This window comes from Mycoplasma miroungirhinis, assembly GCF_013008815.1.
GTDB classification, from domain to species: Bacteria; Bacillota_I; Bacilli_A; order Mycoplasmatales; family Metamycoplasmataceae; genus Metamycoplasma; species Metamycoplasma miroungirhinis.
In genome coordinates this window covers 631,283-649,345 of record NZ_CP053097.1, presented here as the reverse complement: position 1 = coordinate 649,345, position 18,063 = coordinate 631,283, and the positions used below count along the sequence as shown (strand labels likewise).

Annotated in this window: 15 protein-coding genes; 6 read left to right on the top strand and 9 right to left on the bottom strand. The window is 25.0% G+C overall.

Features of this window, described 5'->3' with window-relative positions; genetic code table 4:
• Positions 1-183: 183 nt before the first annotated feature.
• The 6 genes from rplA to serS form a co-directional block, all read right to left on the bottom strand.
• A complete protein-coding gene (gene rplA, locus HLA92_RS02755) occupies positions 184-873 on the bottom strand; it encodes a 50S ribosomal protein L1 (RefSeq protein ID WP_171113304.1) in 690 nt (229 codons plus the stop codon).
• Complete coding sequence (gene rplK, locus HLA92_RS02750) at positions 873-1,310, bottom strand: 50S ribosomal protein L11 (RefSeq protein ID WP_171113301.1); 438 nt, start codon at positions 1,308-1,310, stop codon at positions 873-875. The genes rplA and rplK overlap by 1 nt, the downstream gene beginning before the upstream one ends.
• Before the next feature lie 111 nt (positions 1,311-1,421).
• A complete protein-coding gene (locus HLA92_RS02745; protein ID WP_171113299.1) occupies positions 1,422-1,880 on the bottom strand; it encodes a dihydrofolate reductase in 459 nt (152 codons plus the stop codon).
• Complete coding sequence (locus HLA92_RS02740; protein WP_171113297.1) at positions 1,880-2,749, bottom strand: thymidylate synthase; 870 nt, start codon at positions 2,747-2,749, stop codon at positions 1,880-1,882. Before HLA92_RS02740 ends, HLA92_RS02745 begins: the two co-directional genes overlap by 1 nt.
• A gap of 93 nt (positions 2,750-2,842) precedes the next feature.
• On the bottom strand, positions 2,843-4,189 hold the full coding sequence (locus HLA92_RS02735) for a DNA recombination protein RmuC (RefSeq protein WP_171113295.1): 1,347 nt from the start codon (positions 4,187-4,189) through the stop codon (positions 2,843-2,845).
• Complete coding sequence (gene serS, locus HLA92_RS02730) at positions 4,189-5,454, bottom strand: serine--tRNA ligase (RefSeq protein ID WP_171113293.1); 1,266 nt, start codon at positions 5,452-5,454, stop codon at positions 4,189-4,191. Before serS ends, HLA92_RS02735 begins: the two co-directional genes overlap by 1 nt.
• 148 nt (positions 5,455-5,602) lie before the next feature.
• On the opposite strand from serS, the gene HLA92_RS02725 reads away from it, so the two are divergent.
• The 4 genes from HLA92_RS02725 to ftsH are packed head-to-tail and all read left to right on the top strand — an operon-like array spanning position 5,603 to position 11,341.
• Positions 5,603-7,765, top strand: a complete 2,163-nt coding sequence (locus HLA92_RS02725) for an AAA family ATPase (RefSeq protein WP_171113291.1) — start codon at positions 5,603-5,605, stop codon at positions 7,763-7,765.
• Positions 7,766-7,774: 9 nt separating this feature from the next.
• Entirely contained in the window at positions 7,775-8,329 is a 555-nt protein-coding gene (pth, locus tag HLA92_RS02720; protein ID WP_171113289.1) for an aminoacyl-tRNA hydrolase, read from the top strand.
• 1 nt (position 8,330) lies between these two features.
• Entirely contained in the window at positions 8,331-9,206 is an 876-nt protein-coding gene (tilS, locus tag HLA92_RS02715; RefSeq protein ID WP_171113288.1) for a tRNA lysidine(34) synthetase TilS, read from the top strand.
• A gap of 56 nt (positions 9,207-9,262) precedes the next feature.
• Entirely contained in the window at positions 9,263-11,341 is a 2,079-nt protein-coding gene (gene ftsH, locus HLA92_RS02710) for an ATP-dependent zinc metalloprotease FtsH (protein WP_171113286.1), read from the top strand.
• 192 nt (positions 11,342-11,533) lie between these two features.
• Here ftsH and HLA92_RS02705 read toward each other — a convergent pair whose 3' ends face one another.
• Positions 11,534-12,370, bottom strand: coding sequence for a hypothetical protein (locus HLA92_RS02705; protein WP_171113284.1), 837 nt, complete (start codon positions 12,368-12,370; stop codon positions 11,534-11,536).
• A 52-nt stretch (positions 12,371-12,422) separates the two neighbouring features.
• Here HLA92_RS02705 and recO point away from each other — a divergent pair, with 52 nt between their 5' ends.
• Positions 12,423-13,082, top strand: coding sequence for a DNA repair protein RecO (gene recO, locus HLA92_RS02700; protein ID WP_171113282.1), 660 nt, complete (start codon positions 12,423-12,425; stop codon positions 13,080-13,082).
• Positions 13,083-13,101: 19 nt separating this feature from the next.
• Here the strand turns inward: recO and HLA92_RS02695 are convergent, their stop codons facing one another.
• The gene (locus HLA92_RS02695; protein WP_171113280.1) at positions 13,102-14,925 is read right to left on the bottom strand and encodes a ribonuclease J; all 1,824 of its coding nucleotides are present in this window, start codon (positions 14,923-14,925) and stop codon (positions 13,102-13,104) included.
• Between the two features lie 159 nt (positions 14,926-15,084).
• Here HLA92_RS02695 and HLA92_RS02690 point away from each other — a divergent pair, with 159 nt between their 5' ends.
• A complete protein-coding gene (locus HLA92_RS02690; protein ID WP_237023525.1) occupies positions 15,085-16,383 on the top strand; it encodes a hemolysin family protein in 1,299 nt (432 codons plus the stop codon).
• 314 nt (positions 16,384-16,697) lie between these two features.
• Here the strand turns inward: HLA92_RS02690 and tig are convergent, their stop codons facing one another.
• On the bottom strand, positions 16,698-18,047 hold the full coding sequence (gene tig / locus HLA92_RS02685; RefSeq protein ID WP_171113278.1) for a trigger factor: 1,350 nt from the start codon (positions 18,045-18,047) through the stop codon (positions 16,698-16,700).
• Between the last annotated feature and the right edge of the window lie 16 nt (positions 18,048-18,063).

Below are 18,063 nucleotides of genomic sequence, written 5' to 3'. Positions count from 1 at the left end.
TCTTTTTTTGTTACAATATTTAGATTATAAATAAATATTTATACTATAAAAATTTTACCAAAAATTTAAGCTTTTAAAAGCCTATAAGTTAAATAAACCAATTATGTTTCTTAAATCAAAAAATAAACATCAACAGAGAAATAATAAAAAACCTTATTTATCTGTGATGTTTAAATAATTAAATTAATCAATTTTAATTTTTACTGATGGGCCCATTGTTGCAGATACTGTTAAGTTTAACATATATGTTCCTTTTACAGCGGCTGGTTTTAAACGTTTAATTGTAGTTATTAATGTTTGAGCATTTTCTGCTAAGTCTTTTGTAGACATTGATGCTTTTCCAATTAATGAGTGAATAATTCCTGCTTTTTCTGCACGGTAATTTGCTTTACCTTTTTTCAATTCTTCAACTGTTTTTCCTGGTGTCATGGTTACAGTACCTGTTTTAGGGTTAGGCATTAGACCTTTTGGACCTAATTTTTTACCATATTTTCCTAAAATAGCCATTATTTTTGGATCTGCTACTATAACATCAAAATCATATTTATCTTGATTTAAAACTTCAGGTAACTCAGATGCTGAATAAACATAATCTGCACCTGCTTCTTTTGCTTGTTGTTGTCCAGTTGCATCATCAGTAGCAACTAATACTTTAACAGTTTTCCCAGTACCATGTGGTAATACTACAGAACCACGTAGTTGTTGGTCAGCTTTACGAGTATCAATATTTAATTTAATAGCTAAATCAATTGAAGCATCAAATTTTGCATATGAAGCTTTTTTTGCTAATTCAATAGCTTCTTCTAATGAATAAACAGCATTTTTATCTACTAAAGCTCTTGCTTTTTGTAAGTTTTTTGAAATCTTTTTCATTAGTTAGCCTCTTCTTCTACTGGGTAACCTTCTATTTTAATTCCCATATTTTTTGCTGTTCCTGCTATTTGTTTCATTGCTGATTTTAGTGAATCAGTGTTTAAATCTGGTAATTTGTATTCAGCTATTTCTTTTAATTGATTATATGAAATTGTTGCAACAACTTCTTTTTTTGAGTTATGTGCTCCTGATTTAATTTTTGCAGCTTCTTTTAATTTGTATGAGGCTGGTGAAGTAAATATTTTAAAATCAAAAGATTTATCTTTGTATACTCAAATTTTTACTGGAACAGGTTCAGATCCTCTGTCTTTTGTTGCATCATTAAATTGTTTTGTAAATTCAGGCATTACAATTCCTAAACCAGCTAATGCAGGACCTGGTTTTGCTTGTCCAGCATTGAATTCTAGTTTAGCAATTCTTACTAATTCTTTAGCCATAAAATTTTCCTTTCAAAAATTGTGGTGCAAATGATTTAATTGATTAAATCTCCCACTTGCTAGAGGCAATTAATAAATTGCAATGAAATTATACCAAAAAAGTTTAGAAAATTATTTTTTTCAGTATTCTACAATGAATTTTTCATGTTCTTCATCTTTTATATGTTTGTAATTTTCAGTACTTAAATTTAGGTATACATCTCCTTCATAAGTGTCTTTTATTCTTGAAATAATTAACTCATCTGCATATGAAAAATAATGTTCATAGACAAATTTACCGCCTGCTATAAATAAAACATCTTCACTATCTTTATATTCTTTAAATAATTCCAAAAGTTGTTGTTCATTTTTAATGGTTTTATAAACTCCTTCAATGTCCGTTTCAGATAAAACAAAGATTTTTCTTGAAGGTAATTTTGGTAAAGATAAATAAGTATTTTTACCAAAAATCAGTGCGTGATTGAGTGTTTTTTCTTTAAAATGTTTTAATTCTTCAGCAATTTTTCAAGGTAATCTAGTTCCGTTACCTATTAAATTGTTTTTATCCATTGCGACAATTAATTTAATCATTATACAGCCACCTTTGCTTTAATGGTTGGTCAATAATCATAGTTTTCTAGTTGTATGTCTTCAAAAGTAAAATCAAAAATATTTTTAATATGAGAATTTAATTTTACTGTTGGTAATTTTTTTGGTGTTCTAGTTAGTTGTAAATTAACTTGATCTATATGATTTGAATAAATATGCGTATCTCCAATAGTATGAACAAATTCACCAACTTTTAAATTACATACATGAGCTACCATCATTAAAAGTAATGAATATGAAGCAATATTAAAAGGTACACCTAAAAATAAATCTCCACTTCTTTGATAAAGTTGCAATGATAATTCATCATTTTTATTGACATAAAATTGGAAAAATGAATGACAAGGAGGTAACATCATTTTATTAATTTCAGCAGGATTTCATGCACTTATGATATGTCTTCTTGAATATGGATTATTTTTAATATCTTGAATTAAATTAGTTACTTGATCCACGCCAAAAAAATCTCTTCATTGTTTTCCATAAACTGGTCCTAAGTTTCCAAATTCATTAGCAAAAGCATCATTTTCACGTATTTTTGTTATAAATTCTTCAATAGTTTCACCTTTATAATTAGAAGATTTTTGAAAATGTTCATATGGTCATTCATTTCATATATTTACATTATTATCTACTAAAAATTTAATATTAGTGTCTCCTTTTAAAAATCAAAGTAGTTCAATAACTATTGATTTTCAGGCCATTTTTTTAGTTGTTAAAAGCGGGAAACCTTTTTTTAAATCATATCTTGTTTGAGTTCCAAAATAACTTATAGTTCCTGTATTTGTTCTATCTGTTTTTTCTATTCCCTTTTCTTTTACAAGTTTTAAAAGTTCTAAATATTCTCTCATATTTTCTCCATTTATTTATATAAATAATAAACCAAAAAAGCAAAAAAATTAATAAAAAAAGTCATTATTTTGACCCTTCTTATTTATACATTTTTATTGATCGAAATCATCTGAATTTTCTTCTAAATTTTCTGTTTGTTTTTGGATTTTTTGGACAATTTTTTTACTTAAAATATTTTCTACGTTTTTGTTAAAAGTATTTGCTTGTTTAATTGCGGTATCAATTTTATTTGCTGAATCTATGTTGTATTTTTTGATACTTTCTAAGTTTTTATATAAGTTTTTAAAATTATTTTGAATTCCTTCTAAATAACCGATGATTTTGTGTGCGTCTTTGGAAATTTGTGCTTGTTTATATAATAGAAGTGCACTATTTAGAGCAGCAATAATAGCTGAAGGACCAACAGGAATAATTTTATATTTAGATCATAATTCATCAATTAATTCACTATTATCATAAACAAAACCGTGTAAACTTTCAGCAGGTAAATACATAATTGCATAATCTAAAGTTATTTGAGAAACAATGTATTTTTCACTAATTGATTTAGCTTGTGTTTTAATTGTGTCAATTAAACGTTTTTTATTTTCACTAGGATTATTTAAATAGTCCCGATATAGACCTAAATTGAATTTAGAGTCTATTGGAAGTCAAAGTGATTCATTGTTTTTATCAAAAATTTTTACTGCAAAATCAACTTTATTATCATTTTTAGGGTTTATATTAAATTGCTTTTGAACAAGTTCAGTTGATACACCAAATACTTCATTTAAAATATTTTCTAAACTTATTTCCCCAACTGTTCCATATAGTTTAACATTTGTAAATGTTTTATTTAAAGAAGTAACAGATTCTTGTATAGTTTCAAATTGTGTTAAGTTTTTACTTAGTTCATTCATTTGTTTGTTTATTGTAGAAAAATGAGTATTTAATTTTTCGTTAATGTCTTTTGATAATTTTTCATCAAATGTTTTATTTATATCTTTTAATCCATTCTCAATAATTACATTAAAGTTTTTAGTTAAATGTTCTAATTTATCTAAAACATCTTTTTCCAACTGTTTAACGTTTTCTGCATTTTCTTTTAGTATTTTTTCTTTTATTTCATTAAAATCTGTGTTTAGTTTTGAAAATTGATTATTAAATGTTTCTTTTCAATGAGAAACGTTATTACTAATTTCTTTAATAAATTTGTCATTAGCATCAATATTAGATGAAATTTTTTCACCTAATACACCACTATTTTTTAAAATTTCTGATTTTAAAGAATCTATTTGTGTATTTAAATTATTAATATCTTTTTTAAAATCATTATCGTTAGCATCATTTTGTGTTAATACTTTGGTTTTAAGGTTTTTAATTTCTCATAATACATATAAAAATGTAACAACTACACTGATTAAAACAGCTATAAGTAATACGATTGAAGCTAATTGCATTATTTGATTAAATCTTTTCCAAAGTAAGGTATTAACGCTTGAGGAATTGATATTGTTCCATCTGCATTTTGATAATTTTCTAAAATCGCTGCTACAACTCTATCTATTGCTAAACCACTACCATTAATTGTGTTTGCATATTGAACTTTATTTTCATTATCACGATATCTAATCATTGATCTTCTTGCTTGAAAGTCAAAAAATACTGAAATAGATGAAGTTTCACGGTATTTTTGTTCACTAGGAATTCATAATTCTAAATCAATAGTTTTTGCTGAACTAAATCCAATATCACCAGTACATAAAACAACTTCTCTAAAAGGAATTTCAAGAAGTTTTAAAATATTTTTAGCATCTTCAACAGTATCATAAAAATCTTTTAAAACATTTTCTTTATTTGATAACTTAACAAGTTCAACTTTATGAAATTCATGTTGTCTAATTAAACCACGAGTATCTTTTCCACCACTTCCAGCTTCTGAACGAAAACATTTAGTATAAGCAACAAATTTCTTTGTTTTTGATAAATCAATAATTTCTTGATTATGATAGTTTGTTACTGGAACTTCAGCAGTAGGAATTAATCATAAATCTTCATTTTCTAATTTGTATAAATCTTCTTTAAATTTAGGAAGTTGTCCAGTACCCATTAACATTTGTGCATTAACTAAATGTGCTGGCATTAGTTCTTCATAACCATTATTAATATGTGTATCTAACATAAAATTTGCAAGTGCTCTAACTAATTTTGCACCTTCTTTTTTATATAAAACAAAACGACTTTGAGCTAATTTTACTGATCTTTCGAAATCAACTATGTCTAAATCTTTTGCAATTTCATAATGCGCTTTTACATTTTTAACTAAACCTCTTCCCAGTTTTGCATATTCATTAATAACAACATTTTCATCTTCATCTACACCGACAGGGACATCATCATAAGGAATATTAGGTATTCTTAGTGCAATATCTTCTACTTGTTGATTTAAAGAATTTAATTCAGTATTTTCTTTTTCAATTAATAATTTGACTTCATTAACTTGTTTTAAAATATCACCAACTGGTTGTTTATTTCTTTTGAAAATTCCAATTTGTTCACTTAATTGATTTCTTAGTGCTTGATTTTGTTCTAGTTCAAATGTTTTTTTATTTCTTTTAGTAACAAGATCAATTAATTTTAATAGTTCATTGGTGTCAAAATTTCGGTTTTTTAAACCTCTGATTGCTTTGTTTGGGTCTTGTAATAAAGATTTTAGATCTAACATAATTTACTCCTATTTTTTTGTAATATCTATATTATTATACTTTTATAAGTAGGGAAAATTTTTAAATTGAATTAAAAACAAAATTTAGTGAGAATGATAGTACATTTTATAATTATTTGCTATCTTTTAGTTTAAAATTTAATAATATATGTCGACAATTGTTAAAGGAAAATTTACAAAAGAAATATTTCTATCAAATGATGGAAATTTTAGATTAACTGCTTTTAATGTGAGTGAAATTATTGAGCAAGATAATAACTTTGTACTGAACAAATTTAAAAGTGTTTCTTTGCGAACTGAAAAGTTTGAAATTGAGTACAATAAAATTTATAAAATTACTTTAATTGATTTAAAAAATTCCCGTTATCCTAATACATATGCAATAGATCAAATTGAAGAAACTAAAGATACTGATAAAGCTTATATTTTGAAATTTTTATCATCTAGTGCTTATAAAGGAATTGGTCTTATTAAAGCACAAAATATAATTGACACTTTTGGTTTAGATGTTTTAGATAAAATTAAAGAAAAAAAATTAAAACACACTGATTTAAACATTTCTCAAGAGACATATGATAATTTAAGTAATGATTTAAAAAATAATGAAGCAGCTACTAAATTACGTTTATTTATTTATGAATGTGGTTTAAGTGATACTTTTTATGGAAAACTAATTCAATCATGTCCAGCCAGTCAATTTTATAAAAAATATCAAGATAATCCTTGACCTCTTTATTTTGAACTAAAAAATGTGACATTTAGTGATATTTTTAAAATCGCAGTGAAATTAAAAAAAGATGATTTAGCTCAAAAAAATGAAGTTCTGGTTTTTGATATTTTAAACACTTATTTATTTGATTCAGGAAATACTAAAATACCTATTGCTAATTTATTAATGGAAGTTAGAAAAAAAGAATCTAATATATCTCAAAATGATTTTTTTGAAGCTTTAGATGAATTAATTGAAGCCAAAAAAGTAATTAAATTAAATAGTTTATTTGTTGAACCTATGTGACTATATGAACAAGAAAAATATATCGTTACAAGATTAAAATATTTAAAAAAACACGGAGATAAAAATCCCCTACAAATTAAAGTATCAAAATTAGATAGTGTTCAAAAAAAAGCTGTAGAATTAGCTTTACAAGATACATTAAGTTTAATCACTGGTGCTCCTGGTACTGGTAAAACATTAGTAACTAATGAAATTATTAAACAATTAAGACAACAATATAAAGAAGAAGATATTGCAGTTGTAACTCCAACAGGTAGAGCAACAATTAATATAAACAAACATAACATCATAAAAGCATCAACAATTCATTCATTACTTAAATGAGATACAGAAGGTGGTTATTTTGGAATAAAAGAAGAATCATTGAGTATTAAAGTGTTAATAATCGATGAGTTTTCGATGGTTTCTACTGATTTATTTTATTATTTATTGTTTGCAATAAATCGATATGATTTAAAAAAAATTATTTTAGTTGGTGATAAAGACCAATTACCTGCAATAGGTTCAGGTTATTTAATTAATGATTTTATTAAAAATGAAATTACCAATACAATATTTTTAGAAAAAAATTATCGTCAAAATGAAAATTTTGAAATTATAGAAGATGCAAAAAAAATAAATGAATCACAAATTCCTGATTTTAAAGGAAATAGATCATCTTTTATTGAAGTTGAAACATCTCAACTTGCAAACATAATAATTAATAAAATCCAGCAATTACATCAACAAGGGTATACAAAAAAAGATATTGCAATTTTAAGTCCAATTTATAAATATCAAACTGGAATTGATAATTTAAATGAAAAAATTCAAGATTTTTATAAAACACTTGAAAATCAAAAACCATATAAAATTTTTAGTCGAACAGTATATATTAATGATAAAGTTATTAATTTAGAAAATGATCCAAATAAAAATATTTTTAATGGGGAAATTGGATATATTGAAAAAATTTCTCAAACTAATGCAAATTCAGGGCAAATTTTGTTTATTTTTGTTGTTTTTGAAGGTGGTAAAACTATAAGTTATACACCTTCTGAATTTATTAAAAAAACAATGTTAGCTTATTGTACTTCAGTGCATAAATATCAAGGCTCAGAAAGTGAAATAGTTTTAACAGTGTTATTTAATGAAGCAAAAACCTTATTAAGTAAGAAATTAATATATACAGCCATTACACGAGCAAAATCTTATTCATTTATTTATGGACAAAAATCAGCTTTGGAAATTGGAATAAAAAATGACAAAGATTCACGTCGAAGTACTTCGATTCAAAAACTATGAGAGAAATTATAAAGGAGTAAAATGAAACTAATTATTGGTCTGGGGAATCCTGGTGAAATGTATAATAACACAAGACATAATATTGGATTTGCTGTTATTGATAATTTAGTAAAAAAATTAGAACTAGATAACGGATGAAAAGAAAAGTTTAAAGGTGAGTTTGTTAAAGGTGAAGATTTTATTATTGCAAAACCTTTAACTTATATGAATTTAAGTGGTGATTTTGTTCAACAAATTGTTCAGTTTTTTAAAATTTCTACAAATGATATTATCGTAGTTTATGACGATATGGATCACGCTGTTGGTAAAGCTGTTGTGAAAACCACAGGTTCAGCTGGTGGACATAATGGAATGGCAGATATAATTAATAAATTAAATACAAAAGAATTAAAAAGATTAAAAATTGGAATAGGTCGACCTATTGGAGCAGCAAAAGATTATGTATTAGCCAAAATACCTGTAGTAGATCAAGAAATTTTTAATAAAACTATAAATAGAAGTGTAGAGTTTTTAGAAACATTTTTATTTAATGATATTAGATTTGCTATTACCCAATTTAATACAGAGGTAGATTAAGATGGAAGAAACTTTACTTTTAGCTGTTAGTGGTGGTGCTGATAGTATGTTTATGTTAGATAAGTATAAAAAAAGAAATATTGTGGTTGCGTTTGTTAATTACAATAAACGTAGTGATTCTTGAAAAGATGAATTTATTGTTACTCAGTTTTGTAAAAAACATAATATTAGAATCCATAAATTACACATTGCCCAAGATTTTGAATATAAAGGAAATTTTCAAGACATTGCAAGAAAACAAAGATATGATTTTTTTAAAACTATTTATGACCATTACCATTGTTCAAAATTACTTACTGCACATCATAAAGATGATTGGTTAGAAACAGCTATTATGCAAAAAATATGTGATAGATCTGTTTTATATTATGGTATCAAACAAAGAAATGTAATTAATGGTATGAATATTTATCGTCCCTTTGTTCATAAATATTGAAAAAGTGATATTGAAGAACAAGTCAAAGCAAAAAAAATAGATTATGCAGTTGATTATACTAATGCACAAGATATTTATACAAGAAATAAACTTAGAAATAAAATAAAGATATTAACTAAAGAAGAAAAACAAAAAGAAATTCAAATTTTTCAATTAGCGAATAAAAAATTTACTTATACTAGTAGAGAAGTTGAAAAAGAAATACAATTTTGAAGAAATAATGAATTTAGTTGTGAAGAAAAAATACTTTTAAAAATCAAATACCCACAATATGTTTTATTTTATTTATTACATCAAAATTTTGAAAATATTAAACTTTCATGAAAAAAACTTGCTTCAATATGATTTTTTATTATTTCTCCTAACAACAGAACTAGCAAATATTTATTAAAAACTGATACTTATTTATACAAAAAGAAAAACAAACTTATTTTAAATTAATAAAAAAAACTAACTATAATTTAAAATATTATTAATTATTATAAAAAAGGGGTTTTATGAAAAACACTAAAGATAATGATAATAAAAAACCTAATTCATTTTGAAATTCCAAAGCAACAAAATGAATGATTACATTTATTATTATTGCAATTATTATTGCTATCATATTAGTTATTGTTTTTGTAAGAAAAGATTACACTGAAACAAAAGATATTTATTTCTTACAAGATCAAATAACAAGAGCTGCAGATAGTACAGGTGATAATGTTTATTTAACTAAATTCACTGATAATGGTTATGCTGGACGGTTTGAAGTAACTATGATTGATGGAAATGTACCAAATAGTTTTTATGTTTATGCAATGCCATGACAAAAAGAAGGATTTTATAAATCAGTTAATTACTTACTAATTAATGATAAAAACACAATTGATTCACTAAAAAATGCTTTAATATCACCTAATGGAGAAAATGGTGTTTTAAATGCAGCATTAGTACCAAGTAATAGTGCAAGTGCATGAATAAGAGCAATACCATCAGTAATTATTACAATTATTATGATTATTTTCTTCTTCTTAATGTTCAAAAGTTCAGGACAAATATCAGGAATTACTCAATCTAAAAGTCAAGCAATTAGGGTAGAATCTAAAGTTAAATTCTCAGATATTGCAGGTAATGAAGAAGCCAAAGAAGAAGTAATGGAACTTGTAGATTATTTAAAAAATCCTAAAAAATATTCTGCAGCTGGAGCAAGAATTCCAAAAGGTATTTTATTAGGAGGCCCTCCAGGGACAGGAAAAACTTTACTAGCAAAAGCAACAGCTGGAGAAGCTAAAGTACCATTTCTATTTATTTCTGCATCAAGTTTTGTTGAATTATTTGTTGGTATGGGTGCAAAAAGAGTTAGAGAAATGTTTAGAGAAGCTCGTAAATCATCACCAGCAATTATATTTATAGATGAATTAGATGCTGTAGGAAGAAGCCGTGGAGCTGGAATTGGAGGAGGAAATGATGAAAGAGAACAAACTCTTAACCAATTACTAGTTGAAATGGATGGAATTACTGAAAATAGCGGTATTTTAATAATGGCCGCAACAAATAGAACAGATGTTTTAGACCCTGCATTATTAAGACCTGGTCGTTTTGATAGAACTATTACAGTAGGTTTACCTGATGTAAAAGAAAGAGAAGCAATTTTAAAACTTCATGCTAGAGGAAAAAGAATTGATAAAACAATTAATTTTGCACAAGTTGCAAAAAGAACTCCAGGATTTAGTGGTGCTCAATTAGAAAACGTTGTTAATGAAGCATCATTATTAAGTGTTAGAGAAAAAACAGGTGTTATTACTATCGAACAAATTGATGAAGCAATTGATAGAGTAATGAGCGGACCTGCTAAAAAATCTAGAACTATTTCAAAAGAAGAAAATATTGCAGTTGCATACCATGAAGCAGGACATGCAGTTGTAGGAATTAAAATTAAAGGTGGAAATAAAGTTCAAAAAATTACCATTATTCCTAGAGGAAATGCTGGTGGTTATAACTTAATGATGCCTGAAGAAGAAAAATATAATCGTTCTAAAAAGGATCTTATTGCAATTATTACCTCATTTATGGGAGGAAGAGCTGCTGAAAGATTAATTTATGGTGAAGAGAATGTCTCAACTGGAGCAAGTGATGATATTTCTAAGGCTACTCAAATCGCAAGAAGAATGGTTACTGAGTGAGGAATGAGTGAATTAGGTCCAATTAAATATGAAGAAGATTCTTCAAATCCATTTTTAGGAAGAGACTATACAAAAAATGCTTCATTTAGTTCTAAAGTAGGACAAGAAATTGATTTAGCTGTTAGAAAAATTATTATGGAAGCAGATAAAAAAGCATCTGAAATCCTAGCAGAAAATCGTGAATTATTAGAATTAATTAAAGAAGCATTAGTAATTAAAGAAACTATTGTTGCTGAAGAAATAGAATATATTTCAACACATATGAAATTACCACCTCAAGTTCTTGATGATAAAGCAAAATATGGTGGTAGTGAACCAACAACTGAATTAGATTTTGATACATTAATCAACGAAGTTGAAAAAGATAATTCTAAATCAGAACAAAAAACCACTGAAACAAATGAATAAAATTAAAATTACACTTATTTAAGAATTAACACTTTGGTGTTAATTTTTTAATATCTTATTCTAAGATAATTAACTTCTTCTCTACTATGCAAGATAATTAAAATATTGATGCTAGAAATATTTTTAGATGGTGTATGTAAATAATTTAGTATAAAAAAATCAGGAAACCGATTATGTTTCTTGATTAAAGAATTATAGAGTAATTTTTTTATTAAATATGTATATTTCTCCAGCTAATGTTTTTGTAGTTAGATTTAGTTTTATATTTTGAACAAAGAATAAAAATTCATCATTTTTAAATCTTCAAAGATGTAAAAGATATTTTTGATCTTCTTTTGTATATACTGAATAAATATATAATAAATAGTATTTTCTAAATATGTATTTTGCTAATATCTTTTTAACAACTAAGACAACAATCATCAGACTAGGTATTACTCAGTGCATTATATAGTTATATGGTTTATTTGTTCTTGTTATAGTTTCTTCTAATGGTGCTATAAAACCAAACACTGTTATTACTAATGCTAAATAAAGAAAAGGAATTATTAAGAATATTCAACTTAAAATAATACAAGTTTTATATATAATTTTTGATTTATATAAACTATTTTCAATATAATTATCATCTAATTTTTTTGTTAAAAAATAATCTTCTTGTTTTGTGTATTTTGAATAATTATCAATAATTTGTTTTAATGGTTGATAGTTATTTATTGCTGTTATGCATTTATCATATTCATATCATCCGATTAATAATTTTACATATCAAGCGAGAATTTTATTATTCTTTTTATGATATAGTTTTTGAATATAATACATTTCTAATGTTCTTTTGTATTTTGTTAATTTTAGCATTTTATAACAAATTCATAAAAACAACACTAAAAATGGTGTCATTGCTGTTGAAAATGTTGTTTCAACAAAAGATGATTTAAAGTATAAAACTATTCATATCAAAAAAATACCTATTCACAAAAGAGGCATTATTACACGGTAATAAAATAAAGTTTTTTTGACTGATTTCATATTAATAAAATTATAATAAAAAATTATCTTTTTTTGTTTTTATAATTTATGTATGGAAAAAATATATAAAGGTATTGTTATAAATAAACAACCATATGCTGATGCAGATGAAATTGTTACTATATTAACACCATCTAAAAAAATTACTTTTGTGGCAAAAGGAACTCAAAAACCGTTATCAAAAAATAGAGTATCTTTACAACTATTAAATGTCATTGAAGTAGAAATTTTTGAAGCTAGATTAGTTTCAAAAATATCCAAATTAAAAACGTCTACTACTGTTATTTCTTTTAATTTAAATACTGATAAGATTGTGACTATAAAGCTTTTAAAATTATTAAATGCATTAAAAGAAAATTTTTATTTAGTTACTGATATTTGTTTTGATTTATTTGAAAATTTTGGTTATGGTAATGATTTTAAAATACTTTTATATATTTTAAATCAAGCATTATATTGTTTTGGATTATATCCTAATTACAAAGGTTGTGTTATTTGTAATAGAAAAGACCAAATAACTAATTTCGAATTTTATCAAGGTGGTTATTTGTGTTTTAAACACTCAAATGTAAATAAAGATAGTGAATATTTAAAATCTATTTATTTTTTAAATAAAGATTTTGACGAATATCAAAAAAACTTTAATAAATTTTATATCAGAGAAGTGTTTAATGAACTTTGGCAATTTTTAGAAGAAAATACTTATATTTAAATTTAAAAAAATAAGCGAATTAAGATTGCTCTTTTCGCTTATTTGTTTTTTTTGGTTTTTCAATTGATTTAGTTTCTTGAGTTTGTTTTTTATTATTTTTCACTGGTGGAGTTTTTTTATCTTTGACTACATTAGTTTTATTATTTGGACTCATATTCTTAGCTTGTTTTTTTAATCCATCTGCCATTAGTATAGTTGATATGACAACCACATTACGACGTTTTTGTTTATAGAAAAATGGTTCTAGTCGATCTTTTATTAATTGTTTTAATTCAGGTATGGTTCAGTCTTTTTTGTTTATTATTGTGTATAAGATAGCTGAATGTACAAGTCTTTTTGTTTCATCAACTAATTCAGCTGAATTTTTTACATAAAATGCACCACGACTTACAACCCTAGGTTTTCCTAAAATGATATTTTTTTCTTTGTTAATAGCTACAATAACATGAACAAAACCATTTGATGCTAGTTCCATTCTTTCTTTTAATATATTAGAATTAATTTTTGAAACTATTTCACCATCAATAAATACTGGACCAATATGAATTTTTTGGTCTGTTAAACTTAGTTTGTGATCTAATAATTGATATACTTCACCCATTTTAGCGATAACAATATTTTCTTTTTTCACTCCACATTCAGTTGCAGTATAACCATGAACTACACTCATTCTATATTCACCATGATAAGGCATAAAATATTTAGGTTTAGTTAATTTAAAAATGGTTTTATGTTCATCTTTGTAAGCATGACCTGATGTATGTAAATAACCATCTACACCATTTTCTTTAATTATTGCTCCTAACTTATAAAGGCGATTAATTAATAATTCTATTTTTGATCTATTACCAGGGATAGGACTCGAACTAAAAATAATAACATCACCTTTTTTAATATCTATTTGTGGGTGTTTTGACATAGACATTTTTGCAAGTCCAGCCATTTCTTCACCTTGAGAACCAGTTGTTAAAATAAGTAATTCATTATCTTGATATTTTGATACATGTTTTTTATCAATGAAAACATCATCAGCAACATCAATATAACCTAATTTTCTTCCTATTTGAACACTTTGTACCATACTTCGTCCAAAAGATACAACTTTTTTATTCATGCTTGCAGCTAGTTCAATTATTACTTTGACTCTTGTTAAATTAGAAGCAAAAGCAGTAACAATAACTTTTTTAGTTGCTTCTTCCATATGTTTTTTAATATCTTTTAAAATATCAGATTCAGAAGGAGAATGGTTTGGTCTCATAGCATTGGTAGAATCACTTAATAAAATATCAAGTCCTTCTTTACCTATTTGTTCTAATTTACTAAAATCTGTTAAATTTCCAATGGGATTATAGTCAAAACGAAAATCACCAGTACACATAATTGAACCATTAGGTGTTGTAAATCTAATACCAAAAGCATCAGGAATAGAATGCTGAGCAGTTCATACATCTACAGTTACATCATCAAAAATGTATTTTGAATCTCTTTCTAGTTCAATAAATTCCACATTGACCTTGATTTTAAAATCAGCAAATTTTAATTTTAAATATTGGATAGCTAATCTAGGTGCATAAATACGTTTTACATCAACTTGTTGAACTAAGTAAGGTATTCCTCCAATATGATCTTCGTGACCATGTGTTATGAAAACACCCATAACTTTGTCTTGATTATCTTTTAAATAGGTATAGTCTGGAATTGAACCTTTTATTCCTGTTGTAAAAGAATCGTGAAATTTAATTCCATTATCTAGTATAAATATTTTGTTATTATGTTCGATTGCGAGAGTAGATTTTCCAATTTCTTGAAAACCTCCCATTCCCCATAATTTGGTTGGTGTCATGTTTTCTCCTAATTATTTGTTGAAATACAAGAATATTATTATTAATAATAATAGTATTATAACAAAGAAAAAATAATTTTAAAAATTTCAAATATTATGTTGATAATAATTAGTAATTTTATATAATTACAATATATATTATTTAAAAATAAGGACAATATGTTAGAAGAATCCCCGAAAATACTTTATGCTTTAAATTCTAGTCAAAGTATGGAAACCATGTCAAATAATAACAATCTATTTTTACAAATTATACTATTCGTTGTTTTAATTTTATTATTAATTACATCAGCTATAATTTCTGGATCTGAAACAGCTTATACTTCTTTAAACTTAGCAAAAATAGAAAATATGCTAGAAAAAAAAGAAAAAGGTGCTAAATTAATAAAAAAACATTATTTATCATTTAATCAAACATTAAGTACAATATTATTTGTTAATAATTTAGTAAATATTGGTTCCTCTGCACTTACCTCATATATTTTAGGTATATGATTAGGTGCAAATAGTCAATTAGTACCAATTATTTCAACAGTAGTTTTAACACCTATCATAGTTGTATTTAGTGAAATCATTCCTAAGTTAATAGCCAAATCACATACAATTGGTTTTTTAAAATTAGCTGTATATTTTATTCATTTTTGATATATTTTAACTTTTCCGATTACTATTCTTATATCAAAACTAGGAAAAAAAGTTTTAGTTACAAATAGTGAAGAAGAAATTAAATCGATGTTAAATATTGCTAGTGATGAAGGTGTGTTAGAAACAAAAGAAGCTAAATTAACACAAAATGCATTAGATTTAGATTCAACTAAAGTACAAAGACACTATATTAGATTAAAAGATGTTTCATATATAAAATCTAATGCTTCAATTATTGATGCTTTAAAATTATTTAATGAAACTCAATATTCAAGACTACCAATTTTAAAAAATGATAAATTTATTGGTATTGTTCATTTAAAAGATATCTTTTTCTTAAAACAAGGTAAAGTACTGAATTATTTAAAGTCTGTACCTAAAGTAACTGTTAATATGAGTCTATCTAAAGCATTAGAAAAAATGCGTTTAAATCGAAGTCAAATGGCGTTTGTTATTCAAAATAATACTTCAGATGAAGTTAAAGGTATTATTACAATGGAAGATATTCTAGAAGAACTTGTTGGTGAAATTTATGATGAATATGATACTAACGAAGAGATATATGAAATTTCATTAGAAAAATCAAGAGCTAATGGAGATGTAGAAATTAAAACATTATTTAAACAATTAGATATAGAAATTGAATTAGAAGAATCAGAAGAAGAAATGGAATTAGCTGATTGAATAGTTTTAAAACAAGGTCATAATTTGCACAAAAACGACCGTTTTGTTTATCAAGATGAATTAGCATTTAAAATTATTAAAAATGGGAAAACTAATCAAACTACAATAATTGAAATAAACATTTTATAACAAAAAACACTCATAAACAGTGTGTTTTTTGTATTCTAATGGTCTATTTCAATATTTTATAATTTTAATGTTATCGAAACTACACAATAATAAATATAGAGGTTATTATGAAAAAAATATTAAATAAAATTATAAATGGTGAATGTATTGAAGAACTAAAAAAGATCCGAGATAATAAAGATGAACAAAAAAAAATTAACATTTTTACGAATGTTAATTTTTTTAAACTGTTTAACAATAAAGGTGGACAACAAAAATTAACACATTGCACAATCTTAATTTTTGTTGTCCGCTTTATTAAGTGGTCTAATTTGTTATTTTTCTTCTTTTTGAATTTCTTCTTTAGTTTCTAATATTTCACCAAAAAATGTTTTGTAATTTTCAGGATCATTGTATTTGGCTAATGTAGCAACAATTTTTAAGTTTATTAGAGGAATTTGAATTTGTTCTTTAGTAATGTATTTTTGAATTTCTTCTTGAGGCATTTTGTAAAGATCAGATAATTTTTTATATTCTAATTCATAATCTTGGTCATTTAATTTAATGTTTTCATCTTTAGCTAATTGTGTGTAAGTAAATGAAATTTTTAAGTTTCTTACAACTTCTTTATTGATTTCTAAAGAAAGTTTTTCTTTTGTTGATTTTGTAAGTTCTAAATATTCTTCAACAGTAGCCCCTTGTTGTTTTAATGATTCTTCAAAACGTTTGTAGTAGTTTTTCATTTCTTTACGAATAATTGCACCGGGTAATGGGTATTCTGAATTTTCTACAATTTTATCAAATATTTCAGTAGTGAATTTTTCTTTAGCTTTTTCAATTTTTTCACGTTTTGTTAAATCTTTTAAGTAATTATTTAATTCTTCAAGTGTTGTAACGTTTTCAATATTTATTTCCTTAATAAAGTCTTCGTTAATTTCAGATAATTGAGCTCTTTCCACTTTGTTAATTTTTACTTTAAAAGTTGCTAATTTATTTTTTAAGTGTTCCATGTGGTAATTATCTGGGAATGTTACTTCAAAACTACCTTCATCATCTTTTTTAAATTGTTTTAAAGCATCTTCAAAACCTGGTATAAATGATTTTGAACCAATTTCTAATTGAAAGTTTTCAGCTTCTCCACCTTCAAAAGCTTCACCATCAATAAATCCTTTGAAATTAAAGTTTACACGGTCTCCCTCTTGAATGTTATCATCTTCTACTTCATATAAAACAGCATTGCGAATTTGTAAGTTTTTTAATTGTTCTTTAACATCATCTTCTGAAATTTCTATACTATCTAATTTAATATTTAAATTTTTGTAATCATTTAATTTTATTTCAGGAAGTAATGGGTAAATAAATTCTATTGTAATGTTGTCATCTGAAATTTCTTTAATTTGATATTCAGCACTATCTAACACAAAATCTTCATCAGTAACTTTTTCAGCTGCTAATTTTATAGCTACATCTAAGGTAGCTTGTAATGCTGTACCTTTTATTTGTTCACTAGTTATTTTTTTGTCAGCAATATCAGCTGGTACTTTACCTTTTCTATATCCTTTTACTACAACTTCTTTACGTAATTTTTTTAAACTTTTTTCTTGTTCATCTTTTCAGATTTTGCTATCTACTTGAACAGTAATAACTAATTCTGAAGTGTCTTTATTAATTTTTCTATCGATCATTTGTACTCCTTAGATA